The sequence below is a fragment of the Geodermatophilus siccatus genome (genome assembly GCF_900103785.1).
Lineage (GTDB): Bacteria > Actinomycetota > Actinomycetes > Mycobacteriales > Geodermatophilaceae > Geodermatophilus > Geodermatophilus siccatus.
In genome coordinates this window covers 1-13,854 of record NZ_FNHE01000001.1, presented here as the reverse complement: position 1 = coordinate 13,854, position 13,854 = coordinate 1, and the positions used below count along the sequence as shown (strand labels likewise).

At 74.1% G+C, this 13,854-nt stretch carries 14 protein-coding genes and 1 rRNA gene; 14 read left to right on the top strand and 1 reads right to left on the bottom strand.

Annotated features, from left to right (window positions below; translation table 11 throughout):
• The first annotated feature begins 113 nt into the window (after positions 1–113).
• Genes rbfA through truB form a run of 5 tightly spaced genes read left to right on the top strand, consistent with a single transcriptional unit; the run spans position 114 to position 4,146 of the window.
• A complete protein-coding gene (gene rbfA / locus BLS21_RS00080; protein WP_091212289.1) occupies positions 114–629 on the top strand; it encodes a 30S ribosome-binding factor RbfA in 516 nt (171 codons plus the stop codon).
• On the top strand, positions 626–868 hold the full coding sequence (locus BLS21_RS00075) for a hypothetical protein (RefSeq protein ID WP_091212286.1): 243 nt from the start codon (positions 626–628) through the stop codon (positions 866–868). The genes rbfA and BLS21_RS00075 overlap by 4 nt, the downstream gene beginning before the upstream one ends.
• Complete coding sequence (locus BLS21_RS00070; RefSeq protein WP_091212284.1) at positions 865–1,884, top strand: DHH family phosphoesterase; 1,020 nt, start codon at positions 865–867, stop codon at positions 1,882–1,884. The genes BLS21_RS00075 and BLS21_RS00070 overlap by 4 nt, the downstream gene beginning before the upstream one ends.
• Before the next feature lie 34 nt (positions 1,885–1,918).
• A complete protein-coding gene (locus BLS21_RS00065; RefSeq protein WP_175479341.1) occupies positions 1,919–3,235 on the top strand; it encodes an MATE family efflux transporter in 1,317 nt (438 codons plus the stop codon).
• A complete protein-coding gene (truB, locus tag BLS21_RS00060; protein WP_091212281.1) occupies positions 3,232–4,146 on the top strand; it encodes a tRNA pseudouridine(55) synthase TruB in 915 nt (304 codons plus the stop codon). Before BLS21_RS00065 ends, truB begins: the two co-directional genes overlap by 4 nt.
• 70 nt (positions 4,147–4,216) lie before the next feature.
• Here truB and BLS21_RS00055 read toward each other — a convergent pair whose 3' ends face one another.
• Entirely contained in the window at positions 4,217–4,909 is a 693-nt protein-coding gene (locus BLS21_RS00055) for an HAD family hydrolase (RefSeq protein ID WP_091212279.1), read from the bottom strand.
• 107 nt (positions 4,910–5,016) lie between these two features.
• Between BLS21_RS00055 and BLS21_RS00050 the strand changes: the two genes are divergently transcribed.
• From BLS21_RS00050 to BLS21_RS00005, 9 genes are all read left to right on the top strand, one after another.
• Positions 5,017–5,340 (top strand): antibiotic biosynthesis monooxygenase family protein, encoded by a 324-nt coding sequence (locus BLS21_RS00050; protein WP_091212277.1) that lies wholly within the window; start codon positions 5,017–5,019, stop codon positions 5,338–5,340.
• 110 nt (positions 5,341–5,450) lie between these two features.
• Positions 5,451–6,590, top strand: a complete 1,140-nt coding sequence (locus BLS21_RS00045; protein WP_091212274.1) for a branched-chain amino acid aminotransferase — start codon at positions 5,451–5,453, stop codon at positions 6,588–6,590.
• 19 nt (positions 6,591–6,609) lie between these two features.
• Positions 6,610–7,584: a bifunctional riboflavin kinase/FAD synthetase gene (locus BLS21_RS00040; protein ID WP_091212271.1), complete on the top strand. Its 975-nt coding sequence runs from the start codon at positions 6,610–6,612 to the stop codon at positions 7,582–7,584.
• Between the two features lie 237 nt (positions 7,585–7,821).
• A complete protein-coding gene (rpsO, locus tag BLS21_RS00035; protein ID WP_091212269.1) occupies positions 7,822–8,091 on the top strand; it encodes a 30S ribosomal protein S15 in 270 nt (89 codons plus the stop codon).
• Between the two features lie 241 nt (positions 8,092–8,332).
• The gene (locus BLS21_RS00030) at positions 8,333–10,612 is read left to right on the top strand and encodes a polyribonucleotide nucleotidyltransferase (protein WP_091212266.1); all 2,280 of its coding nucleotides are present in this window, start codon (positions 8,333–8,335) and stop codon (positions 10,610–10,612) included.
• On the top strand, positions 10,609–11,988 hold the full coding sequence (locus BLS21_RS00025) for a M16 family metallopeptidase (protein ID WP_091212264.1): 1,380 nt from the start codon (positions 10,609–10,611) through the stop codon (positions 11,986–11,988). Before BLS21_RS00030 ends, BLS21_RS00025 begins: the two co-directional genes overlap by 4 nt.
• On the top strand, positions 11,988–12,374 hold the full coding sequence (locus tag BLS21_RS00020) for a VanZ family protein (protein WP_091212259.1): 387 nt from the start codon (positions 11,988–11,990) through the stop codon (positions 12,372–12,374). Before BLS21_RS00025 ends, BLS21_RS00020 begins: the two co-directional genes overlap by 1 nt.
• Positions 12,375–12,422: 48 nt before the next feature.
• Positions 12,423–13,229, top strand: a complete 807-nt coding sequence (dapB, locus tag BLS21_RS00015; RefSeq protein ID WP_091212257.1) for a 4-hydroxy-tetrahydrodipicolinate reductase — start codon at positions 12,423–12,425, stop codon at positions 13,227–13,229.
• A 429-nt stretch (positions 13,230–13,658) separates the two neighbouring features.
• Positions 13,659–13,854, top strand: a 16S ribosomal RNA gene (locus BLS21_RS00005); the annotation flags it as partial.

The following is a 13,854-nucleotide window of genomic DNA, read 5'->3' as shown; positions in this document are numbered from 1 at the left end:
GCTCAGGGCGGGACCCGGGACGGGACCGCGGCGGGTTCCTGGAGGGAGGCCACCCAGCGCCCCGCACCACCCGCGTCCCGGCCTGCCCGAGGCGCCCTGCACCAGGAGGTCCGATGGCCGACCCGGCCCGCGCCCGCAAGCTCGCGGTGCGCATCCGCCAGATCGTCTCCGCCGCGATCGAGACGCAGATCAAGGACCCGCGGCTGGGCATGGTGACCGTCACCGACGCCCGGGTGACCAGCGACCTGCGCGAGGCGACCGTCTTCTACACCGTCTACGGCGACGCGACTGAGGCCGAGGACTCCGCCAAGGCCCTCACGTCGGCGACCGGCGTGCTGCGCTCGACCGTCGGCAGGCAGACCGGCATCAAGTTCGTGCCCACGCTCACCTTCGTCGCCGACCACGTGCCCGACACCGCGCGCGAGCTCGACGCCGCGCTCGAGCGGGTGCGGCACGCCGACGCCGAGCTCGCCCGCATCCGCGCCGGCGCGACGTACGCCGGTGACGCCGATCCGTACCGCCGTCCCCCCGAGGACGACGACGAGGGAGACCCCGCCGACGACCGGGCGGACGGCGGGACTGCCGATGACACCGCCGACGAGCCCACCCAGAGCAGGAGCGTGTCATGAGCGAGAACGACCCGGACCCCAACCTGCCCGACGAGGGACAGGGCCGCTCCGAGCTGGGCGGCCGTCCCGAGCCCGACGCCGGCGACCCCACCCGGGGCGGCAAACGGGGCGAGATCGGCGAGGCGCCGAGCATCGTCTCCGACGAGCCCGACGACGGGGTGGGCTACCCGGTCGGCGGCGGCCTGGTGACCGAGGAGGAGAACGCGCCCCCGGTCGCCGACCCCGGCCCGGCGTCGTGACGGTCTCCCTCCCGCGCGGCACGGACCTGACCGACCGGGCCGCCGCCGTCCTCGCCGAGGCGGCCGCGGCCCGGGCCACCGTCGTCCTCTCCGGGCACGTGCAGCCCGACGCCGACGCCCTCGGCAGCACGCTGGCCCTCGCCGAGGGCCTGCGGCGCCGCGGCGCCCGGGTGCTGGCCACGTTCCCCGCCCCCTTCACGCTCCCGGCGTCGCTGGCCTGGCTGCCCGGGGCCGAGGGGCTGGTGCCCTCCTCGGCGGTGCCGGCGTCCCCCGACCTGTTCGTCAGCCTCGACGCCGCCTCGCCGGGCCGGCTCGGCGAGCTGGCCGCCCTGCTGGACGGCGCGGCCACCTCCGTGGTCGTCGACCACCACGCGAGCAACCCCGGCTTCGGCGACGTCCGCGTGGTCGACCCGGCCGCACCGGCGACCGTCGTCCTCGTCGCCGACCTGCTCGACGGTCTGGGCGTGACGCTCGACGAGCGGCTGGCCACCTGCCTGTACGCGGGGCTCGCCGCCGACACCGGCTCCTTCCGCTTCGGCAACACCCGCCCCGACACCCACGACCTCGCCGCCCGGCTGCTCGCGACCGGCATCGACCACGCCACCATCAGCCAGCGGCTGTTCGACACCGCCCCGTTCGGCTGGCTGGGGCTGCTCTCGGTCGCTGCCGGTCGCGCCGTGCTGGAGGCCGAGGTCGGCGCGGGTCTGGTGTGGACCTGGTCGAGCACGGCCGAGGCCGCCGAGCACGGCCTGCCCGGCGAGCAGCTCGAGGCGCTGGTGGACGTCGTCCGCTGCACCCAGGAGGCCGACGTCGCCTGCGTGCTCAAGGGCCAGGACGACGGCTCGTGGTCGGTGTCGCTGCGCTCCCGCGGCGCCACGGACGTCGCCCGCGTCGCCACGGCACTGGGCGGTGGCGGCCACCGGGCGGCGGCGGGCTTCACCTCGCACGACGACCGCGAAGCCACCATGGCCGCCATCCGCTCCCTGCTGGACGGCCCCGCGATCATGGCGTCGTGACCACCTCCGGGGCCGGGGGAGCGGTCGCCGCGCCATGATCGTCGAGAGCGGGCGGCGGGCTCCGGGCGTGCTCGCGCTGGCCGCGCCGGCGCTGGTCGTGCTGGCCGCCGAGCCGCTGTACCTGCTGGTCGACACCGCCGTCGTCGGGAACCTGGGCACGGTCGCGCTGGGCGGGCTCGCCGTCGGCGGCGGGCTGCTGGCGTGGGCGGCCGCGCTGCTGAACTTCCTCGCCTACGGCACCACCGCCCGCGCTGCCCGCCGTGCCGGTGCCGGCGACCGGGCAGGCGCGGTCGCCGAGGGCGTGCAGGCCACCTGGCTGGCGCTGGCGCTCGGCCTGGCGGTGCTCGTGCTGTTCCAGCTGCTCGCCGGCCCGCTCACCCGGCTGCTCGCCGGCAGCGACGGACCGGTGGCCGCGGCGGGGGAGAGCTGGCTGCGGGTGGCCTCCCTCGGCGCGCCGCTGCTGCTGGTCTCCCTGGCCGGCAACGGATGGCTGCGCGGGGTGCAGGAGCTGCGCCGCCCCATGCGCTACGTCCTCACCGGCAGCCTCGCCAGCCTGGTGCTCTGCCCGCTGCTCGTGCACCCCGCGGGGCTCGGGCTGGTCGGGTCGGCGGTCGCCAACGTCGCCGGGCAGGCGCTCACCGCCGCCCTCTTCGTCCGCGCGCTGCTCCGCGAGGGGATCGCCTGGCGGCCCCGCCTCACGGCGCTCCGGGCGCAGCTGGTCATCGGCCGCGACCTGCTGCTGCGGGCCGCCGTCCTGCAGGTGTCCTTCCTCGTGGCGACCGGCGTGGTCGCCCGCGCCGGCACCGCTGAACTCGGTGCGCACCAGATCGCCATCCAGTTGTTCTTCTTCCTCGCCCTGGTGCTCGACGCCTACGCCATCGCCGCGCAGACGCTGGTCGGCCAGGCCCTCGGCGCGGCGCGCCCCGACGCCGCCCGCGAGACCGCGCGACGGGTCACCTCCTGGGGCCTGGGCACCGGCGTGGTGGTCGCGGCCGCGCTGCTGGCGCTGCGGCCGGTGGTGCTGCCGCTGTTCACCGACGACCCCGCGGTCGTGGCGCAGGCGACCGTGGCCTGGTGGTTCCTCGCCGCGATGCAGCCGCTGGCCGGTGTCGTGTTCGCCCTGGACGGCGTGCTGATGGGTGCCGGCGACGTCGGCTACCTGCGCTCGGTGACCATCGGGGCGGCCCTCGTCGGCTTCGTCCCGCTGTCGCTGCTGGCCGTCCCGCTGGGGTGGGGGCTGGCCGGCGTGTGGACCGGCCTGACCCTCTTCATCGCGCTCCGGCTGGTCGGCGTGCTCGTCCGGGTGGCGGGTGAGAGGTGGCTGCGGGCGCCTGACACCGTGACGGCGTGAGCAGACGCACGGACGCCGACGTCCCCCCGGGCCTGCTGCTGGTCGACAAGCCCGGCGGCATGACCTCGCACGACGTCGTGGCCCGGGCCCGGCGGGTGCTCTCGGTCCGCCGGGTCGGGCACGCCGGCACCCTCGACCCGATGGCCACCGGCCTGCTGGTCCTCGGCGTCGGGACGGCGACCCGGCTGCTCGGGTACGTCGGCGGGCACGACAAGACCTACGAGGCGACCATCCGGCTCGGCCAGACCACCGTCACCGACGACCGCGAGGGCGAGGTCCTCGTCACCACCCCGGCCGGGCACCTGGACGACGGCGCCGTCGCGGCCGCCCTGGCCGCGCAGACCGGTCCGCTGCTGCAGGTGCCCTCGTCGGTGAGCGCGGTGAAGGTCGCTGGCCGCCGGTCCTACGACCGGGTGCGGGCCGGCGAGGAGGTGGTGCTCGAGCCGCGGGCGGTGACCGTCCACCGGCTCGACGTCCACCGCGTCAGCCGTCCCACGCCGGACCTGGTGGACGTCGACGTGACCGTCTCCTGCACCGCCGGCACCTACGTCCGTGCCATCGCGCGCGACGCCGGCGCCGCGCTCGGTGTGGGTGGGCACCTCACCGCGCTGCGCCGCACCGCCTCCGGCCCCTTCACGGTGGCCGGGGCCGCGCCGGTCGAGGAGGCCGGGCAGGCCCTGGCCGCCGGCGGGGGAGCGGGGGTGCTCGGTCTCACCGAGGCCGCCCGCGCCGTCTTCCCGGTGCGCACGCTGACCGACGAGGAGGCGCGCGCCCTCGGGTACGGGCAGCGGATCCCGGCCACCGGCGCCCCCGGCCTGCACGCCGCGGTGGACGGCGCGGACCGGCTGGTCGCCCTCGTCGAGGACGCCGGTGCCACCGCCCGCGTCGCCGTGGGGTTCCCGCCGAGCTGAGGGAGGACCCCGCGTCCCCCCATCCCTCGCAGGCCCGGGACGGGCCCCGGACGCGGGCCGTTGCAGCCCGTCACCGGCCGCGCGCCACCCGGCCGATGAGCGAGTCGTCGAGGTGCGCCAGCAGGTCGGCCGGGTCGTCGTAGACCTCGTCGGCGCCGGCGTCCTCGAGCTCGGCCCGGGAGATGCCGCCGCAGGTCACCGCGATGCACGGCAGGCCGGCGTCCCGCGCCGAGCGCACGTCCCAGACCGTGTCGCCGACCGCGACGGTGCGCGCGGCGTCCAGGCCGTTGTCGGTGACGGCGGTCTGCAGCAGGTCCGGCGCGGGCTTGGCCGACTCCACGTCGGCCGACGTCGTGGCCCCGTCGACGACGTCCTCGCCCCCGATGGCCGGCACCATCCACTCCAGGTCGGACTCCATGCCGCTGGTCGCCAGCACCACGGCCAGGTCCCGCTCGCGGCACGCCGCGAGCAGCCGGTCCACGCGGGGGAAGGGGACGACCAGCTCCCGCAGCGGCTCGTAGCGCCGTTCCTTCGCCTCGACGACCTCCTCGGTGTCGGGAGCGTCGTCCCCCAGCAGGTGGGTGACCAGCTCGGCGCTCGCGATGCCGATGGCCCGGTGGCAGTCGGCCATCGAGACCTCGGGGTGACCGGTGTCGCGGAAGGCCTGCCACCAGGCGAGGACCTGCAGGTAGTTGGTGTCCAGCAGCGTGCCGTCGACGTCGAGGAGGACGCCGGGCCGCGGCGCCGGTGCGGCGTCGGTCATCGCGCCATCCTCACCCGGGGCCGACCGGCCCGCAGGGTCGGGGGATCGACCGGCCGCCCCGCGGCGTCGCGGGATTGACCCGGCCTCCCGCCGGGAAGGGGGCGTCCATGAGCGTCGTCAAGATCAACGCGATCACCGTGCCCAAGGACAAGCAGGAGCGCTTCGAGGAGCGCTTCAAGGGTCGCGCCGGTGCCGTCGAGAGCACCCCGGGCTTCGAGTGGTTCGAGCTGCTGCGCCCCCTGGAGGGCACCGACCAGTACCTGGTCTACACGCGGTGGGAGAGCGAGGAGGCCTACCGGGCGTGGGAGTCCGGTCAGGACTTCGCCCGCGCCCACGGGGGCGGCGGGTCCGAGCTCGCGCCGGCGGCCAGCAACTCCTCCCACCTGTGGTCCTACGAGGTGATCGAGAGCGCGGCACCCGACCGGCCGTGACCGCCCACAGCGGCCCCCGCCGGTGTGGCCGGCGGCGGAGCTAGGGTGAGCGGGCGGTCCGGCAGCCGCCGGGCCGCCCCTCGGATCCGCGCACGCCGCAGGTGGGAGCCATGACCGACACGCTCGCCGACAGCCGTACCACTTCCCGGGTGTTCACCGAGGGCGTGCCGGTGGTCGTGGAGGACGTGCGGCGCCGCCCCGCCGCGGAGCGCGACGAGCTGCTCGCCGACCCGGGCTTCGGCCGCTACTTCACCGACTCGATGTTCGTGGCGCGCTACCGCGCGGGCGAGGGCTGGTACGACGCCCGGCTGACCTCCTACGCGCCGCTGCAGGTGGACCCGGCCACCGCCGCACTGCACTACGCGCAGTCGATCTTCGAGGGGCTCAAGGCCTACGCCCAGCCCGACGGCAGCGTCGCCACCTTCCGTCCCGAGGCCAACGCCGCCCGCTTCGTCCGCGGCGCCAAGCGGCTGGCCATGCCGCCGGTGCCCGAGGAGGCCTTCCTCGCCGCCGTCGACGCCCTCGTCGACGCCGACCGCGACTGGGTGCCCACCGGCCCCGACCAGACCCTCTACCTGCGCCCCTACCAGCTGGCGACCGAGCCGTTCCTCGGCGTCCGCCCGGCGCACGAGTACCTGTTCCTGGTGATCGCCAGCCCGGCCGGCGCCTACTTCCCCCGCGGCGTCCACCCGGTCTCGGTGTACCTGTCGGAGGACTACATCCGGGCCGCGCCGGGCGGCACCGGCGACGTCAAGTGCGCCGGCAACTACGCGGCCAGCCTGCTGGCCCAGGAGCAGGCCATCGACGCCGGCTGCGACCAGGTCGTCTGGCTCGACGCGGTGGAGAAGCGCTACGTCGAGGAGATGGGCGGGATGAACCTGTTCTTCGTCCTCGGCTCCGGGGACGACGCCGAGCTGGTCACCCCCGAGCTCACCGGCACCCTGCTGCCCGGCATCACCCGCGACTCGCTGATCACCGTCGCCCGGGAGATGGGCCACCGGGTCACCGAGCGGCGGTTCAGCGTGGAGGAGTGGCGTTCCGGCGTCGCCGACGGCACGGTCACCGAGACCTTCGCCTGCGGCACCGCCGCGGTCATCACCCCGGTCGGCGAGGTCAAGGCGCGCACCGGTGACTTCACCGTCGGCAACGGGGAGCCCGGGCCGCTGACCATGCGGCTGCGCGAGCACCTGCTCGACATCCAGCACGGCCGGGTGCCCGACACCCACGGCTGGCTGCACCGGGTCGCCTGAGCGGCCCGGACGCATCGACGTGCGGCGCTGGCGGGGGCTCGAGGCGACCCCCGGGGACCTGGGACGCACGGTGGTCACCGTCGGCATGTACGACGGTGTCCACCGCGGTCACCAGCAGCTGATCGGCACGGCCGTGGCGCGGGCCCGCGCGCTGGGCCGGCCCTGCCTGCTGCTCACCTTCGACCCCCACCCCTCCGAGGTGGTGCGGCCGGGGTCGCACCCGGCGATCCTCACCTCGCTGGACCGCAAGGCCGAGCTGGTCGCCGAGCTGGGTGTGGACGAGATGTGCGTCCTGCCGTTCACCCCGGAGTTCATGCGGCTCTCGCCCGGGACGTTCACCCACACCGTGCTGGTGGAGCACCTGCACGCCGCCTCCGTGGTGGTGGGGGAGAACTTCACCTACGGCCACCGCGCGGCCGGCAACGTCACGACGCTCGCGGAGGAGGGGCGGCGCTTCGGGTTCACCGTGGAGCCGGTCCCGCTGGCCGGCGACTCCTCGGCGGACGGTGAGATCACCATCTCCTCGACCTACGTCCGGGCCTGCGTCGCGGCCGGGGACATGGTGTCGGCCGCGCGGGCGCTGGGCCGGCCGCACCGCATCGAGGGCGTGGTCGTCCGCGGGGACCGGCGGGGCCGCGAGCTGGGCTACCCGACGGCGAACGTGGAGTCCCCGCCGTTCACCGCGATCCCCGCGGACGGCGTCTACGCCGGCGGTCTGGTCATCCTCGACCCGCGGACCGGGGCCAGCGTGAGCACCTCGCCGGCGGCGATCTCGGTGGGCACGAACCCCACGTTCCAGGGCAGCAGGCGCACGGTGGAGGCCTACCTGCTCGACTTCGACGGCGACCTCTACGGGGAGCACGTCGGGGTGGAGTTCGTGCAGCGGCTGCGCCCGATGGCCGCGTTCTCCGGCGTCGACGAGCTGGTCGCCCAGATGGACCGCGACGTCGCCGACACGCGCAGGGTCCTCGAGGCGCCCTCCTCGTCGTCGTGACCAGCGGGGGTCCGGAGGCTCCCCTGGGGAACGACGGGGAGGGCTCCGCACCTGCCGGGACGGCACCTGGCCGCGGTGTCGTCCGGAGGACGACGATGTCGTGGCTCCCGGACGTCGACCGGAGGACCACGGAGCGTGGGGTAACCTGATCGATGGTCGGTTCGACCCGACCTGTGTGCAGCCTGCCTCCGTGACAGAGACCGGGGGCCACACGTGACCTGCCTCCGGAGGCGATCCATGGCGCTCGACAGCGCGACGAAGCAGCAGATCATGACCGAGTACGCCACGGTCGACAAGGACACCGGCTCGCCCGAGGTGCAGGTCGCGATGCTGACCCGCCGGATCAGCGACCTGACCGAGCACCTCAAGCAGCACAAGCACGACCACCACAGCCGGCGGGGGCTGCTCCTGCTGGTCGGTCGTCGTCGCCGCCTGCTGAACTACCTGGCCAAGACCGACATCAACCGGTACCGGTCGCTCATCGAGCGGCTCGGCCTGCGCCGGTGAGCCAGAGGGGACCGTCCCGGCCGGGACGGTCCCCTCTCTCGTGCGGCACCCGCCGCACGAACCCAGGCAGCGCGCCGGAGGCCCGACGCTGGTCGGTCCTCGGTAGTGGCCCCCGGGCATGCCCCTCCAGGCGAGGGGGAACGTCTCCCGTGGGCTTCGATCGAAGACCGGTCACCCGGGCGCAGTTCGGCGCAGACGCCACAAGAGGACGTCGCCGCATGCGACGTAGGAAGAGGACACCGTGTCCGCACCCACCACCCAGAACAGCACCGCCGCCGCGGAGTTCGACCCCGAGGACGGGGTCACCACCGCCACCGCGGTCATCGACAACGGCAGCTTCGGCAGCCGCACCATCACCTTCGAGACGGGCCGGCTGGCCAAGCAGGCCGCCGGCTCCGTCGTCGTCAGCATGGGCGACACGATGCTGCTCTCGGCCACCACGGCCGGCAAGCAGCCCAAGGAGCACTTCGACTTCTTCCCGCTGACGGTGGACGTCGAGGAGCGCATGTACGCCGCCGGGCGCATCCCCGGCTCGTTCTTCCGCCGCGAGGGCCGCCCCTCCGAGGACGCGATCCTCACCTGCCGGCTCATCGACCGCCCGCTGCGCCCGACCTTCGCCAAGGGCCTGCGCAACGAGGTGCAGGTGGTCATCACCGTCCTGTCGCTGGACCCCGGCCACCTCTACGACGTGCTGGCCATCAACGGCGCCTCGGCGTCGACCCAGCTCTCGGGCCTGCCGTTCTCCGGCCCGGTCGGCGGCACCCGCGTCGCGCTCGTCAACGGCCAGTGGGTCGGCTTCCCGACCCACGCCGAGCTCGAGGACGCCGTCTTCGACATGGTCGTGGCCGGCCGCGTCCTCCCGGACGGCGACGTCGCGATCATGATGGTCGAGGCCGAGGCGACCGAGAAGACGATCGAGCTGGTCTCCGGCGGCGCCACCGCCCCGACCGAGGAGGTCGTCGCCCAGGGCCTCGAGGCCGCCAAGCCCTTCATCAAGGCGCTGTGCGACGCGCAGGCGGCGCTGGCCGAGAAGGCCGCCAAGCCGGTCGCGGACTTCCCCCGCTTCCTCGACTACCAGGACGACGTCTACGCCGCCGTCGAGGCGCACGCGGGCGCTCGGCTGGCCGAGGTCCAGGCGATCCCGGGCAAGACCGAGCGCAACGACGCCACCGACGAGCTCAAGGACGACACCGTCGCCGCGCTCGCGGGCCGGTTCGAGGGCCGGGAGAAGGAGATCTCCGCGGCCTTCCGCGCGGTGACCAAGAAGGTCGTCCGGCAGCGGATCCTGCGCGACAAGGTCCGCATCGACGGCCGTGGCCTCACCGACATCCGCCCGCTCTCGGCCGAGGTCGAGGTCATCCCGCGGGTGCACGGCTCGGCGCTGTTCGAGCGCGGTGAGACCCAGATCCTCGGCGTCACCACGCTGAACATGCTCCGCATGGAGCAGCAGCTGGACACGCTCTCGCCGGTGACGCGCAAGCGCTACATGCACAACTACAACTTCCCGCCGTACTCCACGGGTGAGACCGGCCGCGTCGGTTCGCCGAAGCGCCGGGAGATCGGCCACGGCGCGCTCGCCGAGCGGGCGCTGGTGCCGGTGCTGCCCGACCGCGAGGAGTTCCCCTACGCGATCCGGCAGGTGTCCGAGGCGCTGGGGTCCAACGGCTCGACGTCCATGGGCTCGGTCTGCGCCTCGACCCTGGCGCTGCTCAACGCCGGTGTGCCGCTGCGCGCCCCGGTGGCCGGCATCGCCATGGGCCTGGTCTCCGACGAGGTCGACGGCAAGACCCAGTACGTCGCGCTGACCGACATCCTCGGTGCCGAGGACGCCTTCGGTGACATGGACTTCAAGGTCGCCGGCACGCGGGACTTCGTCACCGCGCTGCAGCTGGACACCAAGCTCGACGGCATCCCGTCCGACGTGCTGGCCCAGGCGCTGACCCAGGCCCGCGCCGCCCGGCTGCACATCCTCGACGTGATGAACGAGGCCATCGACGGCCCCGACGAGATGAGCCCGTACGCCCCGCGGGTGACCACGGTGCGCATCCCGGTCGACAAGATCGGCGCGGTCATCGGACCCAAGGGCCAGATGATCAACGCGATCCAGGACGAGACCGGCGCGGACATCACCATCGAGGACGACGGCACGATCTACGTCGGCGCCTCCGACGGCCCCTCGGCCCAGGCGGCGGTGGACCGGATCAACGGCATCGCCAACCCGCAGATGCCGAAGGTCGGCGAGCGCTTCCTCGGCACGGTCGTCAAGACGACGCCGTTCGGCGCCTTCGTCTCCCTGCTCCCGGGCAAGGACGGCCTGGTGCACATCAGCAAGCTGGGCGGCGGCAAGCGCATCGGCAAGGTCGAGGACGTCGTCAACGTCGGCGACAAGCTGCAGGTCGAGATCACCGACATCGACGCCCGCGGCAAGATCAGCCTCGTGCCCGTCGCGGCCGAGGGTGACGGCGCTGCCGAGGCCGCCCCGGCCGGCGACGCCGCGTCCGCGGCTCCCGCGGAGGCGTGACCACGGACACGCAGCAGGCTCTGACCGGGGCCGGGACGGGCGCCACCACGCCCGTCCCGGCCCCGGCCGGTGTCGGGGAGACCGCCGTCCTGGACGTCGACGAGTTCGGCGGCCGGGTGGAGCGCACCGAGCTGCCCGGTGGCCTGCGGGTGCTGACCGAGACGATGCCCGGGGTGCTGTCGGCGACCGTCGGCATCTGGGTCGGCGTCGGCTCGCGGGACGAGACGGACGCGGTCGCCGGCTCCTCGCACTTCCTCGAGCACCTGCTGTTCAAGGGGACCGGCAGCCGCAGCGCCCTGGAGATCGCGACGGCCATGGACGCCGTGGGCGGTGAGATGAACGCCTTCACCGCCAAGGAGCACACCTGCTACTACGCCAACGTGCTCGCCAGCGACCTGCCGCTGGCCGTCACCCTGCTCGGCGACCTGGTCACCGACGCGCTCAACACGGCCGCGGACCTGGAGAGCGAGCGGACGGTGGTGCTCGAGGAGATCGCCATGCGCGACGACGAGCCCTCCGACCTGGTGCACGACCTCTTCGCCGAGACGCTGTTCGGCAGCACCGCCCTCGGCCGGTCGGTGCTGGGCACGGTCGAGTCCATCGAGTCCCTGACCCGGGACGACGTCGACGGCTGGTACCGCCGGCGTTACACGGTCCCCTCGATCGTGGTGACCGCGGCCGGCCGGGTGGAGCACCAGCAGGTGCTGGACCTGGTCACCGCGGCCTTCGGCGACCGGCTGTCGGGTCCGGCGCGTCCGGCACCGCTGCGCCGCGGCGAGGAGGGGGCGGCGACCACCCCCGCCCGGCCGACCGGGCTGGTGCGGCGCCGCACGGAGCAGACCCACCTGCTGCTCGGCTCGGTGGGCCTCGGCCGGCTCGACGAGCGGCGCTACGCGGCGGCGGTCATGGAGACCGCCGTCGGTGGGGGCATGAGCTCGCGGCTGTTCCAGGAGATCCGGGAGAAGCGCGGGCTGGTGTACAGCGTCGGCTCGTCGCTGTCGCACTACGCCGGCACCGGGTCGTTCTCGGTCTACGCGGGCTGCTCGCCCAAGCGGGTGCCCGAGGTGCTGCGGCTGGTCCGCGGGGAGCTCGCGCGCGTGGCCGCCGAGGGGTTGACCGCCGAGGAGGTCGCGCGGGGACGCGGCCAGCTCAAGGGCGGCCTGGTCCTCGGCCTGGAGGACACCGGCTCGCGCATGAGCCGGCTGGGCAAGAGCGAGCTCTCCTACGGGGAGTACCTGCCCGTGCGCGAGGTGCTCGACCGGCTGGACGGCGTCGACGAGGACCAGGTCTGCGCGGTCGCCGCCGAGCTGCTCACGCGGGAGACCTGCCTGGCCGTGGTGGGTCCCTACCGCGAGTCGGACCTCGACCGGCTCTGATGACCCGTCCGCACCCCGCCCTCGCCGTCCACGGCGCGCTCTCGCGCGGCGTGTTCGCCGTCGTCGTCCTGGTGTCGTTGGCCGTGCTCTTCGCCCCTGCGGACGACGTCCCCTGGGCGCCGCCAGGGGTGGACAAGCTCGTGCACCTGCTGCTGTTCGCCGCGCTGGCGGGCAGCGGCAGGTGGGCCGGTGCCCGCGCCGGCGTCCTCGGCGCGCTCCTCGTCGCCTATGCCGCGCTCAGCGAGGTGGTCCAGGGGCTGTCGGCGCTGGAGCGGTCGGCGTCGGCGGCCGACTGGGTCGCTGACGTCGTCGGCGTCCTCGCCGGTCTGCTGGCGTGGGCCTGGGCCGGACGGCGCGCCCGGGCCGGACGGCGCGCCCGGGCCTGACCGAGGAGCGGCCTTGCATCGCACGCCGGTGCCGGGAAGCCTGACCCGGTGACCACGAGCTCCGCCGCCCCCGACCAGCACGGATCCACCGCCCCCACCGGCGGGGCCCCGCTCATCCCCGTCGGCGTCCTGGGTGCCCGCGGACGGATGGGCACCGAGGTCGTCAAGGCGGTCCACGCCGCCGAGGACCTCGAGCTGGTCGCCATGGTCGACGCGGGCGACTGGCTGTTCGACGTGGCGAACGCCGGCGCGCAGGTGGTCGTCGACTTCACCCGGCCGGACGTCGTCATGGACAACATCCGGTTCTGCATCGACAACAACATCCACTGCGTCGTCGGCACGACCGGCTTCGACGACGAGAAGCTCGCCACCGTCGCCGCGTGGCTCGAGCCCAAGCCCGACGTCGGTGTCGTCATCGCCCCCAACTTCGGCATCGGCGCCGTCCTGCTCATGCGCTTCGCCCAGGAGGCGGCGCGCTTCTTCCCGTCCACGGAGATCGTGGAGCTGCACCACCCGAACAAGGTCGACGCGCCCTCCGGCACGGCGGTGCGGACCGCCCGCCTGGTCGCCGCCGCCCGTCGGGCAGCCGGCCTGCCCGCCTCGCCGGACGCCACCACCGACTCGCTCCCGGGCGCCCGGGGGGCCGACGTCGAGGGCGTCGCGGTGCACGCCGTCCGGCTGACCGGTCTGGTGGCGCACCAGGAGGTGCTCATGGGGGCGGCGGGGGAGACCCTGACCCTCCGGCACGACTCCTACGACCGGGCGTCGTTCATGCCGGGCGTGCTCCTCGCCGTCCGGGAGATCGGCCGGCACCCGGGCCTGACGGTCGGCATCGAGGGCTTCCTGGGCCTCTGAGGGAGGATCCCGTCCCCCTCGGCCTCCGCAGGCTCGGGGCGAGCCTCCGGACGGGCCACGGTCCTCTGCACTTCCGCCGGCCAGACCTCCGCCGGCCGGCCGCGACCCGGGACGGGGCCACCTGTGACGCGGGACGCCTTGGGCCGACTTGCGCACCGGCCCCAGGAGTCGTGTATGGTTCTCTACGCGCCGGACGGGCCCGGGAGGGCCGCGGAGAGCACCCCCCCGGGTGCAGGACTCCGAAGACGGCGTACAGTGGGACAAGCCGCCAGAGACGAAGCCCGAGAGGGTCGAGTCGCTGCGCGTCCGCTCCTTGAGAACTCAACAGCGTGCCGAAAGTCAGTGCCATGTATGTGACCCCTTTGTGGGTTTCTTTGGGTTGATTGACGAGAGCGTCCAGTTCTCGGTTCTCGCCCGGATTTGAATTCATCTACGGAGAGTTTGATCCTGGCTCAGGACGAACGCTGGCGGCGTGCTTAACACATGCAAGTCGAACGGTGAACCGTCTTCGGACGGGGATCAGTGGCGAACGGGTGAGTAACACGTGGGCAACCTGCCCCCGGCTCTGGGATAACTCCAAGAAATTGGGGCTAATACCGGATGTGACCGCTGACCGCATGGTCTG

What these genes read in the sequence shown, in the direction of transcription:
- rbfA (WP_091212289.1), top strand. Translation starts at nt 114, where the DNA reads ATGGCCGACCCGGCCCGCGCCCGCAAGCTCGCGGTGCGCATCCGCCAG.
- BLS21_RS00075 (WP_091212286.1), top strand. Translation starts at nt 626, where the DNA reads ATGAGCGAGAACGACCCGGACCCCAACCTGCCCGACGAGGGACAGGGC.
- BLS21_RS00065 (WP_175479341.1), top strand. Translation starts at nt 1,919, where the DNA reads ATGATCGTCGAGAGCGGGCGGCGGGCTCCGGGCGTGCTCGCGCTGGCC.
- BLS21_RS00055 (WP_091212279.1), bottom strand. Translation starts at nt 4,909, where the DNA reads ATGACCGACGCCGCACCGGCGCCGCGGCCCGGCGTCCTCCTCGACGTC.
- BLS21_RS00050 (WP_091212277.1), top strand. Translation starts at nt 5,017, where the DNA reads ATGAGCGTCGTCAAGATCAACGCGATCACCGTGCCCAAGGACAAGCAG.
- BLS21_RS00045 (WP_091212274.1), top strand. Translation starts at nt 5,451, where the DNA reads ATGACCGACACGCTCGCCGACAGCCGTACCACTTCCCGGGTGTTCACC.
- rpsO (WP_091212269.1), top strand. Translation starts at nt 7,822, where the DNA reads ATGGCGCTCGACAGCGCGACGAAGCAGCAGATCATGACCGAGTACGCC.
- BLS21_RS00020 (WP_091212259.1), top strand. Translation starts at nt 11,988, where the DNA reads ATGACCCGTCCGCACCCCGCCCTCGCCGTCCACGGCGCGCTCTCGCGC.